16 protein-coding genes are annotated in these 16,557 nt (G+C 68.5%); 8 read left to right on the forward strand and 8 right to left on the reverse strand.

Features of this window, described 5'->3' with window-relative positions; all coding sequences use genetic code 11:
- Nucleotides 1-317: 317 nt before the first annotated feature.
- Entirely contained in the window at nucleotides 318-554 is a 237-nt protein-coding gene (locus tag PLE19_22105; GenBank protein ID HPD17642.1) for a hypothetical protein, read from the reverse strand.
- A gap of 640 nt (nucleotides 555-1,194) precedes the next feature.
- Between PLE19_22105 and PLE19_22110 the strand changes: the two genes are divergently transcribed.
- The 3 genes from PLE19_22110 (at nucleotide 1,195) to PLE19_22120 (ending at nucleotide 2,671) form a co-directional block, all read left to right on the forward strand.
- A complete protein-coding gene (locus PLE19_22110) occupies nucleotides 1,195-1,668 on the forward strand; it encodes a hypothetical protein (GenBank protein ID HPD17643.1) in 474 nt (157 codons plus the stop codon).
- A 15-nt stretch (nucleotides 1,669-1,683) separates the two neighbouring features.
- Nucleotides 1,684-1,887, forward strand: a complete 204-nt coding sequence (locus tag PLE19_22115) for a hypothetical protein (protein HPD17644.1) — start codon at nucleotides 1,684-1,686, stop codon at nucleotides 1,885-1,887.
- A 202-nt stretch (nucleotides 1,888-2,089) separates the two neighbouring features.
- Complete coding sequence (locus tag PLE19_22120; GenBank protein HPD17645.1) at nucleotides 2,090-2,671, forward strand: hypothetical protein; 582 nt, start codon at nucleotides 2,090-2,092, stop codon at nucleotides 2,669-2,671.
- On the opposite strand, the gene PLE19_22125 is transcribed toward PLE19_22120, so the two are convergent.
- Nucleotides 2,649-4,199, reverse strand: coding sequence for a radical SAM protein (locus tag PLE19_22125; protein ID HPD17646.1), 1,551 nt, complete (start codon nucleotides 4,197-4,199; stop codon nucleotides 2,649-2,651). The two genes, PLE19_22120 and PLE19_22125, sit on opposite strands and share 23 nt — an antisense overlap.
- Before the next feature lie 121 nt (nucleotides 4,200-4,320).
- Between PLE19_22125 and PLE19_22130 the strand changes: the two genes are divergently transcribed.
- On the forward strand, nucleotides 4,321-5,451 hold the full coding sequence (locus tag PLE19_22130) for a hypothetical protein (protein ID HPD17647.1): 1,131 nt from the start codon (nucleotides 4,321-4,323) through the stop codon (nucleotides 5,449-5,451).
- Nucleotides 5,452-5,453: 2 nt separating this feature from the next.
- Here PLE19_22130 and ybeY read toward each other — a convergent pair whose 3' ends face one another.
- From ybeY to PLE19_22160, 6 genes are all read right to left on the reverse strand, one after another.
- Complete coding sequence (gene ybeY, locus PLE19_22135; GenBank protein HPD17648.1) at nucleotides 5,454-5,885, reverse strand: rRNA maturation RNase YbeY; 432 nt, start codon at nucleotides 5,883-5,885, stop codon at nucleotides 5,454-5,456.
- The gene (locus PLE19_22140; protein HPD17649.1) at nucleotides 5,882-7,729 is read right to left on the reverse strand and encodes a protein kinase; all 1,848 of its coding nucleotides are present in this window, start codon (nucleotides 7,727-7,729) and stop codon (nucleotides 5,882-5,884) included. Before PLE19_22140 ends, ybeY begins: the two co-directional genes overlap by 4 nt.
- A 29-nt stretch (nucleotides 7,730-7,758) precedes the next feature.
- Nucleotides 7,759-9,258, reverse strand: coding sequence for an IMP dehydrogenase (gene guaB / locus PLE19_22145; protein ID HPD17650.1), 1,500 nt, complete (start codon nucleotides 9,256-9,258; stop codon nucleotides 7,759-7,761).
- 81 nt (nucleotides 9,259-9,339) lie between these two features.
- A complete protein-coding gene (locus PLE19_22150) occupies nucleotides 9,340-10,320 on the reverse strand; it encodes a DMT family transporter (GenBank protein ID HPD17651.1) in 981 nt (326 codons plus the stop codon).
- Nucleotides 10,321-10,394: 74 nt separating this feature from the next.
- Nucleotides 10,395-11,288 (reverse strand): sugar phosphate isomerase/epimerase, encoded by an 894-nt coding sequence (locus PLE19_22155; GenBank protein HPD17652.1) that lies wholly within the window; start codon nucleotides 11,286-11,288, stop codon nucleotides 10,395-10,397.
- 62 nt (nucleotides 11,289-11,350) lie between these two features.
- Nucleotides 11,351-12,361, reverse strand: coding sequence for a Gfo/Idh/MocA family oxidoreductase (locus PLE19_22160; GenBank protein HPD17653.1), 1,011 nt, complete (start codon nucleotides 12,359-12,361; stop codon nucleotides 11,351-11,353).
- Nucleotides 12,362-12,524: 163 nt separating this feature from the next.
- Here PLE19_22160 and PLE19_22165 point away from each other — a divergent pair, with 163 nt between their 5' ends.
- The 4 genes from PLE19_22165 (at nucleotide 12,525) to PLE19_22180 (ending at nucleotide 16,278) form a co-directional block, all read left to right on the forward strand.
- On the forward strand, nucleotides 12,525-14,123 hold the full coding sequence (locus PLE19_22165; GenBank protein ID HPD17654.1) for a glucose-6-phosphate isomerase: 1,599 nt from the start codon (nucleotides 12,525-12,527) through the stop codon (nucleotides 14,121-14,123).
- Between the two features lie 71 nt (nucleotides 14,124-14,194).
- The gene (locus PLE19_22170) at nucleotides 14,195-14,443 is read left to right on the forward strand and encodes a UPF0175 family protein (protein ID HPD17655.1); all 249 of its coding nucleotides are present in this window, start codon (nucleotides 14,195-14,197) and stop codon (nucleotides 14,441-14,443) included.
- Nucleotides 14,436-14,921: a DUF3368 domain-containing protein gene (locus PLE19_22175; GenBank protein ID HPD17656.1), complete on the forward strand. Its 486-nt coding sequence runs from the start codon at nucleotides 14,436-14,438 to the stop codon at nucleotides 14,919-14,921. Before PLE19_22170 ends, PLE19_22175 begins: the two co-directional genes overlap by 8 nt.
- A gap of 40 nt (nucleotides 14,922-14,961) precedes the next feature.
- Nucleotides 14,962-16,278, forward strand: a complete 1,317-nt coding sequence (locus PLE19_22180) for a Gfo/Idh/MocA family oxidoreductase (GenBank protein HPD17657.1) — start codon at nucleotides 14,962-14,964, stop codon at nucleotides 16,276-16,278.
- Nucleotides 16,279-16,557: the final 279 nt, after the last annotated feature.

Consider the following 16,557-nt stretch of genomic DNA (forward strand, 5'->3'; position numbering starts at 1 on the left):
TGCCAACCCCCTGCGCCGGCCAGTCGAGGCAAGATCGCCGAACCCCGAAGAGCCCGAATTCTGGCCGCGAGCAAGGAGCGAGGAGGAGGCGATGCAGTGGAGAGCATCGTTGACGACGAGCGACACAGCTCGGGGCCATAAGTCGCGGCTTCCCTTCGGGTTGCGGCGGCAGCGGGGCGTCTGCCGCGTTGCGGCTCCTCCGCGATGGACATGGAGCAGGGAAGGCCCTCCGGCTGGCAAGCGGGACGCTTGCCGCTACGAGAGCCCCCGAGGTGTCACCGAAGCAACTGGCAGGGGATCGGGGCGAGTTGCCCAGCTCATTTCCCGGCCTTCTTGGAAGCCTTCGCCTTCCCGGTCGTCTTGGACTTATTGGCCTTCTTCAGCGCATCGAGCGCCTGCTTGACTCCGCTCTTCCTGGCCAGCTTGCAGTTCTTCAGCACGTACTTGATGACCGGGCAGTTGTCGAGCTTCTTCGAGCCGAAGGTGCCCGCCTGAGCTTCGGCCCCCACCCCCAGGGATATCGCGCCCGCCATAAGCACCGCAACGGTTCGCATTGCCTGGTCCCCCTGTGCCTGCGGCACGGTTCTGCCTTGGATGCTCTATTATAGCTCCGGAAGCTGCGCCATGCCAACGCAGGCCGATGCGCGCGGAAATGGGCGCAAACTGGCGGATTCTCCCCACGGCATAACACACTGGCATGCCTGATGTTATAGCATCCTGGACGATTTTCTGCGATCCCGGAATAGCCAAGTTCGGTGGGCATTGCCATTGCACAGCAGAGGGGAGACGCCCGCGGGGTCTAGGAGCCTGTCCAAGAATCCGCGTGGGACTGCGACGCCAGCGATTCTGGCCGCAGGCCAGGAGCACGGAGGAGGCGATGCACAACGGAGAGCATCGCTGACGACGTGCGACAACGCCTGCGGCCAGAAGTCGCGGCGTCCCTTCGGGTTGCGGCGGCAGCGGGGCGTCTGCCGCGTTGCGTCTCCTCAGCGATGCGCTCCGTAGCATCGCCTGCGGAGCCGCGCCTTGCATCCGCCCCGCTGGCGCCGGCAACGCAGCCCACGCGGATTCTTGGACAGGCTCCTAGCGCGGCTGCGGCCCGGGGTGGGACGTCGCTTGGACCTCGCGCACCCTTGTGTTGACTCATCGCCGGCCGCGTGGTATAAGGTGGACGCCGGGCCGGCAGGAGACCCTATGCAGAGAGTGGCCGTGGCGTCGCGGGCGGCGGCGTTGCTGGTTGCGGCGGGGGCCGCGGCCGGCTGCACCTCGCTCGCCGAGCGCTCGAGGAATCCCCTCCATTTCGTCGGGCTCTACCTCCAGGATCGGGCGCAGGACCTGCTGGAGGTGGCGGATGTGGGGGTGACGGTGAGCCCCGAGCCCTGCTTCGCCATCTACGGCGCCTTCGCGTCGCTGACGCCGGCGGGGGTGGCCTACGTGGATGGCCGCTTCTTCGGCCTCGGCGGCGGGCAGTTTTTCGGCCTGGGCGCGGGCACGTGGGGCTCCACGCCCTTTTACCTCGCCGCCGCCGGCATGCTCGTGTGGGGCTACGAGGAGCTCGGCTGGCAGCAGTTCGACCTCAAGGACATGTCCACGGTTCACTGCCAGGATGTTGGGCTGGCGGGCCTCTTCATCGCGCCGCAGGGCCGGCCCGGTCCCGTGCCGTCATGACGGCACTACCTCCACGTGGTTCACGTGGGCTTCGTGGGGAACCTGAACTACTTCGAGGCGCTGGACTTCGTGCTGGGCTTCGCGGGCATTGACCTGTGCGGCGACGACGGCGTGCTGCTGGGCAAGTGGCCCGACCAAACGTATGAGGAAGCCGCCGACGCGGCGTTCGAGTTCGAGGACATGCGCCGCCAGTTCCTCGAACAGCCGAGGCGAAGATAGCGCCGGGGCCGGAGAGCGGCCTGCGCTCCAGAGCAGACCGTGAGGCAAGGCCCACGCGCATCCCGTTCGTAGTGCGGGCTTCAGCCCGTATTCGAGGGGATGCAGGCTGAAGCCCGCACAACAAGCGGGTGCGACGCGGTCTTGCGCCAAGGCGGCAGCTCCCGTTCTCCCGGGCCGGGCGACCCGTGTGCAGGAGCCCTCCATGACCGCGCCAAAGGCCGCGCTCGCGTTCGGCCTGCTCATCCTGTCCCAGGGCTGCACCTACCTCCAGCACCGCGCCGAGGATGCGGTGGACATGCTGGACGTGGGCCTCACGTGGTCGAACGAGCCGGGCTTCGCCCTCTACTCGAACACCCCGATCCTGCTGCCGATCGGCTGGAGCTGCGTGGACGGCTACGTGGCCGGCATCGGCGGCGGCGTGGCAGGCATGACCTCGCACTACCATCACTGCACGGGCCTGCTTCTTTGGGGCGAGGAGGAGACGGCGTGGCACCAGTACGACGTGCGCAAGCCGGCCACCCTCAACCACCAGGGCGTCGGCCCCCTGGCCGCGCTGATCGGTCCCTACGGCAACGCCGCCTACGTGCCCGCGTGGACCAACTACCTCCATCTCGGGTATGTGGGCGTGCTGTTCAACATGCGCTACATGGACTTCATAGACTTCCTGCTCGGCTGGTTCGGGGCGGACCTGGCGCAGGACGACGGCAGGGCCACGCACCAGTGGCCGTGGGAGGAGAAGCCGCAGCCGCGGGCCGGGGCGCTCAGTGCGCCGCCCGGCCGGTGAGGGCGAGGGGGGCGGGCCGAGCGGGCTCTTTGCCTGCATAGTACTCGGCGATCTTCCGCATGGTGGCGGTCTTGTGCAGGCCCCAGGCGCAGGTGGGCACGCAGCGGGCCTGGCCCTCGACGGGGTCGTAGTAGGCGAAGGCGGTGGGGCATTGCTCGAGGCGATCGGTCTCGATGTTGCCCATGTCCTCGAAGGGCAGAATGACGAGCTGGAAGCTGCCCTGGACGTTGGTGTGGCGGGCCATGAGGTCGCGGGTGCGCCGCCCGAGTATGAAGCCGAAGGGCAAGGCGAGGGCGTGGAGGAAGCGGCCTGCCGCGCTCTTGCCCTTGAACACGCGGTCCTTGCGCGCGTGGCGCCAGGTGAGGCGGGCCATGGCCAGAAAGGCGCGAGTCTGGAGCCAGAAGCGGCGGAAGCCGACGGGCTTGCGGTCGGGGGGCATCTTGCGGGCGAGGCGTTCGTCGCAGGCGGCCAGGTCGCGGGCGAGGTCGAAGAGGCTGCCCTTGAGGTAGTGGCTGATGGGCCAGAAGCGGGCGCCGTCGGAGACGAGCATGTACATGCTCTCGCAGTTGGGGTGCGCGCCGAGGAAGGGCAGCGGCTTGACCCGCAGGGCGGCGAGAAGGTGCTTGATGCGGCCGAGGAACCCGGCGGGGAGGAACTCCACCTTGTCGTCGGGGAACACGTCGGCGACGAGCTGCTCGAGGTCCTCGGTGGTCGTGCGCTCGGGCACGTAGGGGAAGTGCGCGGTGTCCCACGTGTGGGCGAGGGGCATGAAGTAGATGGCGCGGATGGCGTCGCGGCGGTCGTGGCAGAACTGGAAGAGGTCGGCGAACTCGTGGTCGTTGAAGCCGCGGGCGGCGAGGGTCATCATGACGACCTTGGCGCCGCCGATGCGGCGGATGTTCTCGATGGCCTGCTGCTTCTTTTCGAGGGCCTTGGGGGCGTTGCGCAGCACGCGGTAGGCCTCGGGGTTGGCGCCGTCGTAGGCGATGTTGATGGTGGCTTTGGTCGCGATGAGCTGGCGGCAGTAGGCCTCGTCGGCCAGGCGGATGCCGTTGGTGACCACGCGGGTGGGCAGGCCGAACGACTTGGCGCAGGCGATGATCTCGAAGAGGTCCTTGCGCACCGTGGGCTCGCCGCCGAAGAGCTGAATCGAGGGCTTGGGGTCGAGCGAGCCGAGGTACTCGAAGACCTTCTGGAAGTACTCGAGGGGCGGCTCGAAGAGGAAGCCCATGCTCGGCGTGTTGTTGATGCAGCAGGGGCAGTTGAGGTTACAGCGGTTCGTGATGTCCACGAACACCAGGTTGGGCACGCGCGAGTGGTGGCAGCCCACGCAGTCGAGCTGGCAGCTCCGGTAGTCGAAGGGCGCGCCCAGGGCGCGCTTCTGCTGGTAGCGGGCGGCGTCGGACGAGATGAGCGTCTCGGTCGGCCCGCAGTCGGGGCAGGACTTGACGAGCAGCATCTTGCCGTCGCGCTCGGCGGGTTGGGCGGCCACGAGCTTGTGGCACGAGTTGCAGAAGGCGCGGTTCATGGCCTCCAGTATAGGAGATGGGCCGCGCCGGCGCAAACGGAGGTGTGGAGGTGCGGGATTGATCTCGCCTGGCCACGGCGCTATGATGCCTCGTGAGGGAGCGGCCTGAGGGGGACTTGCCATGTCGCATCGCGCGTGGTGTCGGCTGTCTGCCGTGGGTCTGCTGTTCGCCCTGACGCCGGCGGCGTGGGCCGCGGCGGCCAAGGCGCCCCAGTGCGCCCAGTGCCGCGACACGGGGCGCGTGCCCTGCCCTCTCCACGACCGCGCCAGCGCCCGCTACCAGGCCTTCTGTTCGGCATGCCCCGAGCCGGCCTGCTGCAAGGGCGTGGGCTGGAAGCCTTGCCCGCGCTGCGCCGACGAGGCGACACGCAAGCGCTTCGACGCCGTGGCCGCGCTCTACGCCAAGGAGCGCGAGGGCAGCGGCTTCTATCCCTACGGGGCGGACTTCCTTCGCACGGCCTCGGAGCACTTCCGCTTCAAGGCCGCTGCCGCGCCGCACAAGGAGTGCCACGAGTATCACGCCGCCGCCGAGAAGGCGTTCTCGCTCTTCCGCAAGGTCTTCGGCGAGCAGGCCGTGGATGAGCTGAAGTGGGACGAGAAGGGCCACTTCCTCATCCTGGCCTCGCGCGAGCAGTACCACAAGTTTCTCGACTGGTATTACGAGCAGCACCCCAATGCGAATGCGAACGAGAAGGACTTCCTGCGCGAGGGGAGCGGGGTGCGGATGATTTCGGACCGCCTCCAGGTGCTCATCGGCGACCCGGCGTACGGAGCACGGGACGACAAGGACAGCCTGCTCCACCGCATCGCCCACGCGGCCGGCCACCTGGCCATCGAGAACCACAAGGTGCACGGCAACACGCCCGACTGGCTGGACGAGGGCTGGGCCGCCCGCTCGGAGATCGAGGCGCTGCGCGAGCCGCAGGTCTACTGCGTGGAGTATTCGAGCCCGGGCGTCGGCGAGCGCAAGCCGAAGGAGTGGCGCCAGATCGTCCGCGAGGCCCTCCGAGCCAAGAAGGCGCCGACTCTCGAGAAGCTCTTCGAGATGAAGGTGGGCGACATGCACGCCGTGGAGTGGGCCACGGCGCTCAGCCTCGTCACCTGGCTCCTCGAGCAGGGCCAGCCCAGCTTCGCGCGGATGGTGGACGCGATCAAGGACGGCCAGGCGTCGAAGGCGGCCGTCGAGGCGGCCCTGGGGAAGGACCTGGCCGCCATCGAGAAGGCCTGGCAGCGCTGGGCGCTGTTCCACTGAGGTCAGAGCAGGCCGGCGGCGGCGAGGGCCTGGCGTTCGGCGCGGCGCATGCGGCGGCGGTCGGCGGGATCGTGATCGTCGTAGCCGAGCAGGTGCAGCACGCCGTGCGCCGTGTAGAGCGCGATCTCCCGGGCGACGGGGATGCGGCGGCGAGCGGCCTCGGCGATGGCCTTCTCGACCGACACGATCACCTCGCCGAGAAGGCGGACGGCAGCAGGCTGGGACGGGTCGCAGAGGGGAAAGGCCAGCACGTCGGTGACGTGGCCGTGGCCGAGATACCGGGCGTTGAGCGCGCGGATTTCCGCATTGTCCACGTAGCAGAGGCTCAGGTCCGCCGGCACCTCGTGCTCGATCAGCAGGCGCCGGCACAGGGCGCGGAGGGCCCTTCGGTCGAGGGGGGCGAGGCGCTGGCGGTTGACGATGCCGATGGTCATGGCTTGGGGAGCTTCGCCAGGGCCTCCTTGGCGCGGTCCACGTACTCCAGGATGCCGAAGTTGGCGATGATCTTGTTGTAGATTTCGCGCGCCTTGTCGTACTCCTGCTTGCCCACGTGGTACTGGGCCTGCTGGTTGAGCTTGGCGTATTCGAGGCGCGCGAGCTGGCGGATCTCGGTGGTCTTGGTGTCGTAGTTCTGGAGTACCTCGCGGCGCATGGCATCGCTGGAAGACTTCGAGTACTTTTGCCGGTACTCGTTCCAGGTCTCGATCGCTTTGCCGAACTGGTATTGGGGGAGGTACTTGGCCTTGACCTCGGTGGCCACGGCGTTGGTGTCAATCTTCATCTGCTCGCGCTGGAGGCGGGTGGGCAGCCCGCGAATCGTGGCCCGCAGCCAGTCGAGCGTCTTGGGCGAGTCGCTGAACTCGCGTTCGAGGGCCTGGTAGCGCTTGCGCCAGGCCTCCACGTCAATGTCGCCGCCCTGTTCGAGGCGGCGGGCGATGTCGGCCTCCAGCGCCTTGTCCACCTCTTGAATCCTGGTGCGGGCGGCGGCGTGGCGGGCCTCGATCTGGATGACGTCCTGGAACTTGCGGATCTCGTCGTCCATGGAGCGGACGTATTGGGCGGCGGCGGCGCCCTGGGGGTGGTCGGGGTACTGCTCGGCCACGGCGGCGTAGGCGGCCCGGGCCTTCTGGAGGTGGGCGAGCATCTCCTGCCCGAGGGCCTCGCTGGGGTGGGCGAGGAACTGTTTCTTGCCCTCGGTGAAGGCTTTGATCGAGACGTCGGCGACCTTGGCGGCTTCGGTGAACCTGCGGGCGGCGGAGCCGCGGGCGCTGGAGCGTGCGAGGAGGGCGCCGATGAGGACGGCTCCCGCGGCGGCCACGGCGCCGATGGCGATGTAGAGGCCGGTGCGGGTGCGCTGGGCGCGAGCCCGGGTGCGCTCGGAGGCGTCGCGGGCGCGCGACTCGAGTTCCTCCTTGGCCGCCAGGGCGGTGCGGAGCGCGCGGATGCCGGCCTCGGCGCTGGGGAACGGCTCGCCCTCGATGCCGGCCAGCCGCTCGACCACCTGGGCCACGTCGCGTCGGATGCCGGACGCGACGGTGCGGATGCGGGGGAGCTGGGCCGGGGCGGTGGAGCCGGGCTCGAGCGCCCACTCGATATCGTGCACCTTGCCGCCCGTGAGCATGGCGTAGAGCAGCACGCCCACGGCGGTGTTGACGTAGCGATCGTCGAGCACGGGGGCGTTGGGCGGGCTGAACGACGGGGGCAGGAGTTTCACCTCGCCGCGCTTGGTGATGATCACGCGGTTGGCCGAGAGGCGCCAGCCGGGCACGTTGCGGGCGTTGCCGAAGCGCAGGGCCTCGGCCACCTCGATGGCCACGCGGATGGCGTCGGCCGTCGGCACCTTCTGATGGGCGCGGAAGAGTTCGCCCAGGCTCTGGCCCTCGACGAACTCCATCGCGCAGAAGTGCACCCCGCCGTCGGTGTTCACGTCGTAGATGCTGGCGATGTTGGCGTGGTGGAGCTGGGCGGCGTAGCGGGCCGTCTTGTGGAAGCTCTCGGTGGTGAGGGCCTCGACGTCGGGGCTGAGCACCTTGAAGGCGACCAGGCGGCCCATGGCGGTGTGGTTGGCCTTGTAGGTCGAGCACAGGCGCCCGGTGGCGACCCGCTGGAGGATCTGGTGCCCGGCGATCTCGCGTCCCACCAGGGGGTCGGCCGCGGCGGCCGGGGGCGGCGTGGCGGAGGCGGCGGGGGGCGGCGTGTTCGCAGCGGGCGCCGCGGGCCGTTGGGGAGCGCCGCGCCGAGGGGAGGGGCCGCGCCGTGGCGAGGGGTTCAGAGCCATGGGACCGATGCGCCTCCTGGGCCGTGTGGTCAACGGGTCGGCAGGGTGGGCTCCTTGAACGAGTGGAGCCCGTGCACGTTGCCCTCGATCTGAGCGGAGGTCGAGCGCGGCTCGAAGCGCAGGTCGCCGCTGGCGAGCGCGGCGTGGAGCGCCGGCAGGTCGCGGCAGCCGGTCTTCTGCATCGAGTCGCGCACGCCTTGCACCAGGTAGGGGATGAAGGTGGTGAGCGAGCCGCGGTCCACCACGGTGCCGCTGACCCCGTGGGGCACGGGGATGCGGGTGGTTTGCGAGAAGTAGCGCTTGTCGCCGCCCTCGAGCTGGGCCTCGATGGAGCCCATGCCGCGGTAGCGCTTGACGCGCACGTTGCCCTCGTAGAAGTACTCGCCGGGGGCCTCCACGGTGCCGGCCAGCAGGTAGCCGAGCATCACGGTGTCGCCGCCGAGGGCCAGCGCCTTGCAGATGTGGCCGCTGGAGGTGATGCCGCCGTCGGCGATGACGGGGATGCCGCGCTCGTGCGCGGCCCGCGCGCAGGCGTAGACGGCGGAGGCCTGGGCGCGGCCGATGGCCGTGGTGACCTGGGTGATGCAGATGGAGCCCGGCCCCATGCCGATCCGCAGGGCGTCGGCCCCGGCGTCCATCAGGTGCTGGCATTGGCGCCGCGTCACCACGTTGCCGGCCACCACGTCGAGCTGCGGGTAGTTCGCCTTGATGTGCTCGATCATCCGGATCTGGTGCACGGAGTCGCCCTGGGAGGAGTCGATCACGATCACGTCCGCCCGCTGCTTCACCAGCTCGGCCAGGCGCTCGCGGTCGGGGTCGCGGGTCGAGATGGCGGCGCCGACGAGGAGTTGCTTGTCGGCGCCTTTGGTCGCGAGCGGGTAGTCTTCGTTCTTGCGCAGGTCGGTGCGTGCGACGAGCGACACGAGGCGGCCCTGGGCGTCCACGATCGGCAGCTTGCCCTTCTTGCTCTGGCGCAGGATGCGGTTGGCCTCGCGGAGCGTGATGCCCTTGGGCGCGGTCACCAGGTCGGTGGTCATCACCTCGCGGAGCGGCTTCGTGCGGTCGCGCTCGAAGTCAATGTCGCGATTGGTCACGATGCCCACCAGGCGGGTGTTGAGCGTGCCGTCCTCGGTGACCGGGATGCCCGAGTAGCCGTGTTCCTTCTTGATGCGGTCCACGTCGGCGATGCGGTGGTCGGGCGAGAGCACGACGGGGTCGGTGATGAAGCCGTTCTCGAAGCGCTTGACCCGCCGCACGTGCTCGCACTGCTGCTCGACGGTGTTGTTGTAGTGGATGATGCCAATGCCGCCGAGGAGCGCGAGGCCGATGGCCATCGAGCTCTCGGTCACGGTGTCCATGGGCGACGACACGATGGGGAGCTGGAGGTTGATGCGCCGCGTGAGGCGCGTGGCCAGGCTCACGTCGTCGAGGGCGAAGGAGATGTGTCCGGGGAGGATGTTGATGTCGTCGTAGGCGAGGCCGCCGTATTTCTCGAAAAGACTTTCCGCGTCGTAGCCATCGGGCTTCATGCGGGTGTTTCCTGCCGGTGTCGGGAACGAGGGAGCCGAGCCGGCTCTGGCAATCGAGAATACAACAAGCCGCTTGAGATGTCAAACGGCGGGCGTGTCCCGGGGTGCGTCGGCGGGCGGCTCGGCGGGACGTCGGCGCTCCAGGTCGGCCCGGGCCGCTACCAGCAATGCGCCGCCGCCCACCACGGCCACGCCGCCAAGCACCTGGAGCCCGGTGAGCGTTTCGCCGAGCAGCACGGCGGCGCCGGCGTACGTGACGAACGGCGTGGCCAGCAGCAGGCCGCTGGACACGACGGGGCCAAGGCGGTGAATCCCCCGATAGTACAGCACGTGCCCGAGCGCAATGCCCATCAGGGCCGACCCGACCATGGCCAGCCAGGCGATGCCGCTCGCCTGCGCGAGGGCGGAGGGCCGCCCGAACACGGCGGCCAGGGCGAGGAGGCCGCCCGTGGTGTACAGGCTGATCACGCCGAAGCTCAGGCGCACGGGGTAGCCTGCCATGCAGAGCCGCACGCTCACCGCGTAGCCGCCCCAACAGACCGTGGAGAGGAGGAGGATGGCCATGCCCGTGGGCGTGATGCTGCCGGCCTTCGAGAGGCCCCCTGCGAACATCCCGGCCACGCCGGCCAGGCAGAGCGCGGCGCCGGCGATGAAGCGCCGCCGACGCACGAGCCGCCGCTCCTCGGCGATCAGCAGCACGCCGAACAGCAGGGTGAAGAGGAACGAGAGCCTCAGCGTGAAGCCGATGGCGGGGGCCGACGCATAGGCGGGGCTGATGCCGTAGGTTTCCTGCGCCACCACGTTGATGGCCGAGGGGATCAGCGCGTCGCGCCAGACGTTGCGCCCGGGCGCGCCGCCATGCCGCGGCCGCCTTCCCAGCACCACCACGACCGGCAGCCAGAACACGGCGGCGACCAGATAGCGCACGGCGTTCACCGCCCACGGGTCCAGCCCCTGGTCGGCGACGAAGTACCGCAGGAAGATCGGGATCGCGCCCCAGAAGACCATGGCCGCCAGCAGGCAGGCCACGGCGGAGACGCGACTGCCTTGGGGGTGGTTCATGGGCGAAGAGGGTCCGGGAATCGGCGGCCAGTGGCGGATGGCCGCCTGGCGCGGGCCACCCCGCCACCTGCCCCTCACGCCGTCGGGTTCGGCACGTAGCTGGCCCGGCAGCGCTTGAGGTAGTTGAGGCCGGCCACCTGCCCGGTCATTTCCAGTTCGCCGCGATAGACGGGGTCGTGCCAGCCCTCAATGTCAATGGAGCCGGCGAAGCCCCCGCGGCGCAGCTCGCTGATGATGTCGGTCCAGTTGCTGTCACCGAAGCCGGGCGTGCGGTGGAAGGCGAACGTGTGCGGGCCGACCACGCCGTGCTCGCGCACGACGTCCCAGAGCACCGTGGCGTCCTTGCCGTGGAGGTGGAAGATCTTCTTGACCCACTTGCGGAGCTGGGGCATGGGGTCAATGAGCTTCACCATCTGGTGGCAGGGCTCCCACTCCAGGCCGATGTTGTCGGAGGGGATGGCGTTGAACATCATCTCCCAGGCGGCGGGGCCGTGGGCGATGTTCCAGTCGCCGCGGTGCCAGGTGCCGCCCATGTCGCAGTTCTCGAAGGCCAGGCGCACCCCCTTGTCCTTCGCCCGCTTCGCGAGGGGGCCGAAGACCTGGGCGTAACGGGGCATGGACTCGTCAATCCGCTTGTCCACCACGCGGCCGGCGAAGCCGCACACGAGGTCGGTGCCGAAGAGGTGGGCGGCGTCAATCAGTTTCTTCCAGCCGTCGCGGGTCTCGCGGGCCTTCTCGTCGTCCATCAGCGGGTTGCCGAAGACCCCGAGCGAACTGATCACCACGTCGGTGCCCGCGAGGGCATCCTTCACTTCCGCGGCCAGCTTCTTGAGGTTCGTGTCGCCGAGCGTCTGCCAGAAGGTGATCGAGAAGCTCTCGAAGCCGTGGGGTAGAATCTGGCGAATGTAGTTCGCCGTCCCCGCCCCGCCGCTGACCAGCGTGCCGATGCGGATGGGTTCGTGATACACGGAAAGGCTCCTTTCTTCCTCGGTGGTTGCCCCACTCGTCGCACACGTCCGACAGGTCAAGCTCACATCACGCGGACCGGCACGCGCCGGCCCTGCTTGTTGCTTTCGATGGCGGCGAAGACCATGGCCAGGCTCTTGATGTTGTCGTGGCACTCGGTCTGGGGCGCGACCCCGGTGCGGAGGAAGGCGAGCATCTCGCGCAGGGCGCCGTGCATGCCGCCGAACTTGACGACGGGCTTGGCGACCTTGAGGGGCGCCTTCTCGCGGTGGAAGCCCTCCTTGCCCACGACCACCTCGCCGCGCGGCTCCTGGTCGCCCTCGTAGAGGAGGGTGCCCTTGGTGCCGATGAAGCGCCAGTCGCCGTTCCAGCTCGTGTGGCAGCCCTCGGCGCACCAGCTTCCGCGATAGGTGAAGATGACGCCGTTCGACATCTCGAAGATGGCGGAGGCGGCCACGTCGCCCTTGTACCACGAGCCCTTGGGGTTGAACTCCTTGCAGTAGACCGCCACGGGGTCCACGCCGGTCATGAAGCGGCACAGGTCGAAGTGGTGGATGGACATGTCGAGGATGAGGGGGCTGGGCATCTCGTCGCGGAAGCCGCCGAAGTGGGCGCCGATGTAGAAGTCGCAGTTCACCGTCGTCAGCGTGCCCACGCGCGGCACCGTCTTCTTCACCGCCACGTGCTTCGCATCCCAGCGGCGCGACTGGCTGACCATGTAGAGCTTGCCCGTCTCCTCGGCGGCTTTGACCATCTGGCGGGCCTCGGCCATCGAGGAGGCCATGGGCTTCTCGCCGATCACGTGGCAGCCGGCCCGCAGCGCCGTGCACGTGACCGCGCAGTGCGCCTCGGGCACCGTGAGGTCCACCACGAAATCGGGCTGGTGCTTGGCCAGCGTGGCCTCGAGGTCGGTCGAGACTTCGGCCTTGAGCTGGTACTTCTCCACCTGGGCCTTCGCCGCCTCGGGGCGGAGGTCCACGACGGCCAGCACCTCCACCTTCTCCTTCGCCAGCGGCGGGAACCAGGCATTCGAGATGCCGCCCGCGCCGACCACCACGCAACGTTCACGCGACATTCGCCTGTCTCCTCGCAACTGTGGGCGGGGCGTCCCGGCCCCGCGAAGCGACTGATCAGGGATGCGTAGTATGCCGGAATCGCACCGCAGAATCAAGTTGACGCCGCGGCCCCCGCATGCCACTATAGTGGACACGCCTCCAACCGCGAAAGGAACCTGACGGATGGATGAGAAGCTGGCGCGAATGAGACCCGACAAGGCCCCTGCGTGGCGCACGCTGGTGAAGCTGGCCAGGAGGCCGTTCGATCTGGCGGCCTCCGACGCCCTGTCGCCACGACGAATCAACACGATGAAGTCCGAGGCTGCCGGCCTTCGCCTCCTCTACGCCACCGAGCGCGTCACGCCCGACGTCCTGCAAGCGCTCCAGGAGTTGGCGAGCCAGACGCAGGCGGTCGGCCAGTTCGCCCGGATGATGCGCGGCGAGGTGATGAACGAGATCGTCGGCCACCCCTCCGAGCGGCGCCAGGTGCTCCACACGGCCAGCCGCAACGTCTTCGACGACCTGCCCTGTAAGCACGACGCTGCGCAGGCCGAGGCCACGGGCAAGGCCAGGGCGCAACTCGCCCGCCTCAAGGACTTCCTGAGCGAGGTCGAGCGGGAGGGGCGGTTCACCGACCTCGTGCAGGTGGGCATCGGCGGCTCGGACCTCGGCCCGCGCGCGCTCTACATTGCCCTCAAGGCCTTCTGGAAGAAGGGCCGACGAGTCCACTTCGTATCGAACGTGGATCCCGACGACACCGCGGCGGTGCTCGATGGCCTGGACCTCTCGCGCACGCTGGTGTGCGTCGTATCCAAGAGCGGCACGACCCTCGAGACGCTCACCAACGAGCGACTCGTCGCCGCCCGCTTCGAGCGGGCCGGCCTCAAGCCCAAGGACCACTTCGTCGCCGTCACCGCCGAAGGCAGCCCGATGGATGACCCGGCGAAGTACCTCCGCAGCTTCCACATGTACGACTACATCGGCGGACGCTACAGCGCCACTTCGATGGTGGGCGGGGTGGCACTCGGCTTCGGGCTGGGATACGACAGCTTCCTCGAAATCCTCCGCGGCGCACGCGAGATGGACCTCAATGCCCTGAACCCCAACGCCCGGAAGAACCTGCCGCTTCTCGCGGCGCTGCTCGGCATCTGGAACCGCAACTTCCTCGGCTACGAGACTCTCGCCATCCTGCCCTACAGCCAGGTGCTCAGCCGCTTCGTCGCTCACATCCAGCAGCTTGATATGGAGAGCAACGGCAAGCGGGTGGACCGCTGCGGCCGACCCGTGCCCTACGCCACAGGCCCCATCGTGTGGGGCGAGCCGGGCACAAACGGCCAGCACGCCTTCTACCAGCTCATCCACCAGAGCGAGACCATCGTGCCCTGCGAGTTCATCGGCTTCCGCCAGAGCCAACTGGGCGAGGACCTGGAGGTTGAGGGCACGACCTCCCAGCAGAAGCTCGTCGCCAACCTCCTCGCTCAGTCCGTCGCCCTCGCCACGGGCAAGCGCGACGACAACCCCAACAAGGTCTTCCCCGGCAACCGCCCCAGTTCGCTCCTCATCGCCGACCGGCTCGCCCCGCGCACCCTCGGCGCGCTCCTGGCCTACTACGAGAACAAGGTGGCGTTCCAGGGCTTCATCTGGAACATCAACTCCTTCGATCAAGAGGGCGTGCAGTTGGGCAAGCTCCTCGCCAACAAGTTCCTCGCCCACTTCAAGGGCGCCCCCAACGCCCTCGGCCCGGGCGAGCGCGCGCTGCTGAAGGCGGCCGGCCTGGCCTGAGCCAGGCTGAGGCAACGTCGGTTGACTTCGCTGCGCGGGAGCGGCATGATGATGGGTGAAGGAGGCATGCGATGAAACTCGAGCTTGACCTTCCCCCGGAGTCTTTTTCGGCACTTCGGGTCAACCCCGAGACCTTCCTCAAGGAGATGCGGCTGGCGGCAGCTGTGAAGTGGTACGAGGTCCGTCGCATCTCTCAGTCCAAGGCCGCCGAGATCGCCGGCGTCAGCCGCCACGAGTTCCTCGAAGCCCTCGCCCGCTTCGGCGTCTCTCCGTTCCAGACAACGGTTGAGGAACTGACCGATGAGGTGACGCGTGGCTAGCGTCTGGGTCATCAACGCGGCCCCGCTGATCTTCCTCGGGAAGATCGGGCACCTGGAACTCCCCAATCGCCTTGGGTTTGAGGTGATCGTGCCAGAGGGCGCGGCGTGGGAGATCAAGCAGGGGCCTGAATGGGATCCCGCTCGCCAATGGCTGCAAGGGCCTGGGCACCACCTCATCCACCCCGTGGGTACCGTCACGCCGGCGATTGCGGCTTGGGACCTCGGTTTGGGAGAGAGCCACGTACTTCAGCTCTACCTGGGCAGATCGGAACGGGAAGCGGTCGTGGATGACCGGGCTGCCCGGGATTGCGCGCAGTCGCTGGGATTGCCCTTCCGAGGCACGCTCTCCGTCCTCGCACTGGCCAAGCAGAAGGGACTCATTGCCGCCGTCCGGCCGTTGGTCGAGGAACTGGTGGCGAAGGGCTTTCGCATCGCCAAGCCCGTTGCGGACCGCGTGCTGGAGCTGGCAGGAGAGTAGCGCCTGCTGTGTCGCTGTGCGGGATACAGGGAGCCACGGCATGCCGGACTGCTTGGGTCATCGAAGTTTCGTGCAGGGCGCCATCAATGCCGCGGCGGGTCTTGGCGTTGCGGCCAAGGCGGCCGGGGCCGAGGGGCCGGCGCCGAGCGACATGGTGCGGGTGGGCTTCATCGGCGTCGGGCCCATGGGGAGCGGACACCTGGATGCGCTGTCCAAGCGGCCCGAGGTCTACGTGTCCGCCATCTGCGATGTGGCGGAGAAGAAGGTCGAAGCCGCCATCGCCCGTTGCGGCGGAAGGCCGAAGGGCCACCGCGATTTCCGCCGCCTCCTCGACCAGCCGGACGTGGACGCCGTGGTCATCGCCACCCCGCCCCACTGGCACGCGATCATGGCGGTGCACGCCGCCCAGGCGGGCAAGGACTTCTATGTCGAGAAGCCGATGACGCTCACCGTGGGCGAGAGCCAGGCCATCGTAGCCGCCGCGCGCCGCTACAACCGCGTTACCCAGGTCGGCACGCAAATCCACGCGGGGGCCAACTACCGCCGCGTGGTCGAGATCGTCCGCTCGGGCGTCCTCGGCCACGTCAACCTCGTCCGCACCTTCCTCAACTCGTCCGAGGGACGAAGAGGTTGCGGCCAGTCGGCCAATGCGCCCGTGCCGCCCGACCTGGATTGGGAGATGTGGGTGGGCCCCGGGCCGATGCGCCCCTACAACCCCGCCATCGTGCGCGGCGCGGGCAGCGGCCACTGCTGGTTCTGGGACTACTCGGGCGGCTGGATTCCCGGAATGGGCCCGCACATCGTGGACCTGCCGGTCTGGGCGCTGGACCTCCCGCTGCCCAACCACGTCTCGTGCTCCGGCGGTCGCTTCCTGATCAACGACTGCGGCGACGTGCCCGATGTGCAGGAGGCCCTCTTCCGCTACCCTGACCGCGTGATGACCTGGATGATGAACCTGTCGAACGCCTACGGCTTCGATCTTCAGGGTGCCGGCGGCCCGGGCCGCCGCCTCGGCGTCTACTTCCACGGCGAGCACGCCACGCTCTACAGCGACTACGGGACGCACAAGATCGTGCCCGAGGCCGACCCCAAGCAGCCGCTCCCGTTGCCCGGCCCCTCGCTCCCGCCCACGCCGGGCCACCACGCCGAGTGGCTCGCCTGCATCAAGAGCCGCCAGCAGCCGAGCTGCAACGTCTTCTATCACCACCGCGTCAACGTCCCGCTTTGCCTCGCCAATCTCTCTTACGCCATTGGCCGCTCGGTGGAGTTCGACCCTGTGAAGGAAACCATCGTCGGCGACCCCGAGGCCGCCAAGCTCCTCGCCCCCGTCTATCGCGAGCCGTGGACCCTCGGTTGACGCCCGCCTTGCCTGCAAAGTGTACACCACAGGTAGTAGTTCTCCCGGCACGGAACCACAAGATATTCTAAGTGTCCCAGACTCTCCCAGACTTCCCGGCTTGTGGGGTGGCCGGTCCAACACAGGCATTTCCCAAGGGTCACCGTCGGGGCGCGAACCCTTCTTGCATTCCGGCTCCGGCGGCGTATACTCGTGCCGGAAGTGAGGCGATGGCACGTTCGCCTCTAGGAGCCTGTCCAAGAATCCCCGTGGGCTGCGTTGCCGGCGCCAGCGGGGCGG

The organism is Planctomycetota bacterium (assembly GCA_035384565.1).
GTDB lineage: Bacteria > Planctomycetota > PUPC01 > DSUN01 > DSUN01 > DAOOIT01.